This is a genomic window from Petrocella sp. FN5 (genome assembly GCF_029210395.1).
Lineage (GTDB): Bacteria > Bacillota > Clostridia > Lachnospirales > Vallitaleaceae > Petrocella.
The window spans coordinates 1-2537 of the sequence record NZ_JARGDP010000137.1; the positions used below are offsets into that span (position 1 = coordinate 1).

The 2537-nt window shown below is 35.8% G+C and carries 2 protein-coding genes; both read left to right on the forward strand.

What is annotated here, in order from left to right:
• Positions 1-648: 648 nt before the first annotated feature.
• Positions 649-966 (forward strand): helix-turn-helix domain-containing protein, encoded by a 318-nt coding sequence (locus P0N36_RS14965; protein WP_275843678.1) that lies wholly within the window; start codon positions 649-651, stop codon positions 964-966.
• A gap of 248 nt (positions 967-1214) precedes the next feature.
• Complete coding sequence (locus tag P0N36_RS14970; RefSeq protein WP_275843679.1) at positions 1215-2498, forward strand: RNA-binding domain-containing protein; 1284 nt, start codon at positions 1215-1217, stop codon at positions 2496-2498.
• Positions 2499-2537 lie beyond the last annotated feature (39 nt).

Sequence of the window (2537 nt, forward strand, 5' to 3'; positions counted from 1 at the left end):
CAACCAGAGGGACGAACAACCAGAGGGACAGTTCTTGTGGTTCGTTCTAAGAAAACCACAGGGACGGTTCTTCCGGCTCAGTGGGGTAACAAAAGTTAACACAGTATAATAGAGACCCGTTAGTCATGAATTTGGCTAGCGGGTCTTTTTTGCCTTTAAAGAGCTGTTTTGTGCATAGTTGCTAAAAATGTGTGATATGCAACAAGGGCTAAGAATTTACTCTAAATTTCGTTGTAAAAAACTGGTATTTAACATTGATTAAACCCTATTCAGTAGGGTATAATTACTTATGGGTATATAATATGACAAGAGAGTTTATAAGAACGAATGAGTTTGAAAAGTGTTGTAAATCATTAGGTTTATCTGAAGATAACATCAGAGAACTAGAAAGTTTTCTTTGTCTTTATCCTGAAGCATGAGACCTGATTCAAGGAATAGGTGGGCTGAGAAAACTAAGATGGTGATTACCGGATACTGGAAAAAGTGGCGGGATAAGAGTCGTCTATGTTGACTTTGCATTTTATGAGAAAATATACTTTATATCAGCCTACTCAAAATCTGAAAAAGTCAATTTATCAAAAGAAGCGTGTAACCAAATTAAAAAATATATTAAGTTACTTAATGATGAAATAAGAAAGAAGTGATTGGATGGATGTAGCAAAAAGTATTTTTCAAGGATTAGCAGAATCTATAGAATATGAAAAAGGGGATAAAACTAAAGGTAATCGTCATGTAGTTGAGATTGCCGATTTACCCCATTTTCATGGAGGACAGATCAAAGAAATCAGAACAAAGAAGAAGTTAAGTCAAGCGGCTTTTGCCAGAGCATTAGGTGTAGCAGCAAAAACAGTTGAAGCATGGGAAGCTGATAAAAACATTCCTTCTGGACCAGTTCAACGAATATTAAGTATGATCAATCAAGATCAAGAGATACTTGAGAAAAGTAAAATATTAATGGTGAAGTAAAACCAAACAACTAGAGAACAACCAGAGGAACAACCAGAGGGACGGTTCTTCCGGCTCAGTGGGGTAACAAAAGTTAATACAGTATAATAGAGACCCATTAGTCATGAATTTGGCTAGCGGGTCTTTTTCGCTTTTAAAGCGATATTTCGTGCATAGTTAACTCGAGAACTTTTTACTTCTTGTATTCTATCACTACCAGTGATAGAATGGTGTTAGTAGTGATAGAAACTGATATAAAGGGTGATATTATGAGAATGAACGAAAGTGAAACCATTGAACTGAAGGAAATCTACACACCTGATTTGAAAAAGGAAGTAGTGGCATTTGCAAATACCAACGGTGGCACTATATATATTGGGGTACAGGATGATGGAGAAATAAAGGGACTAGATAATGCAGATTTTATAATGCAGCAAATTTCTAATGCTTTAAGAGATAGCATTCGACCGGATGTTTCTATATTTACAAATGTTGAACTGGTCCAAAAAGAAAATAAGAACATCCTTAAGCTAACAGTTCATCAAGGTACTAAAAAACCTTATTATCTGTCTGACAAAGGACTAAAACCATCGGGAGTCTATGTTAGAAGTGGAACCACTTCTGCACCTGCATCTGAAGACGCAATTCGTATGATGATTAAAATGACGGATGGGGATTCATTTGAAAACAATCGATCCCTCATTCAAGAATTATCATTTATGAGTTTAAATAAAGAAATGGCGTCAAGGCAATTAGAGATTTCTCAGGTTCAGATGAAGAACTTAGGGATTCTCTCTCAAGATGATATCTATACAAATTTGGGACTACTGATTTCAGATCAGTGTAAGCATTCTATTAAATTTGCTGTTTTTCAGGACACTGATAAATTGGTATTCAAAGACCGAAAGGAACTCACAGGCTCTTTGCTTGAGCAGCTTTCAGATGCATTTAAAACCATAGGTTTTTATAACAGAACAAAGGCTACATTTCATGACTTACTACGTGAAGATGAAAGAGATTATCCAGAAGATGCTGTTCGTGAGGCACTACTTAATGCAATTGTTCACAGAGAGTATGCGTATAGTGGAAGTACAATTATAAACCTTTACTCAGATCGCTTAGAGATCATATCACTTGGTGGATTGGTTTCAGGGATTTCTATGGATGCTGTAATGCTAGGTGCATCACAAACGAGAAATGAAAATCTTGCAAATTTGTTTTATAGAATGAAACTCATAGAAGCTTATGGTACAGGTATTAGCAAAATAATCAGTTGTTATAAAGGGTTACCCGTTCAGCCTAAGTTTGAAAATGTAGAAGGGGCATTTCGGGTTATTCTACCTAATACACATGCAGAAACAATAAGCGTAAAAGAAGAAAAGTATTTACCAATACTCCAATTATTCGAAAAACAAAAGGAAATCACTCGTAGTGATGTCGAAGAAGCTCTTGGAGTTGGAACGACCTATGCTATTAACATGCTGAAAGAGATGCTTTCTAAAGACCTAATTAAAAAAGTGGGTAGCGGAAGACTAACACGGTATAGATTATGAGCAACCAGAGGGAAAAACCAAAAAACCAAAAAAACCAAG

Coding starts and splice junctions, on each gene's coding strand:
- P0N36_RS14965 (WP_275843678.1), top strand. CDS start 649: ATGGATGTAGCAAAAAGTATTTTTCAAGGATTAGCAGAATCTATAGAA.
- P0N36_RS14970 (WP_275843679.1), top strand. CDS start 1,215: ATGAGAATGAACGAAAGTGAAACCATTGAACTGAAGGAAATCTACACA.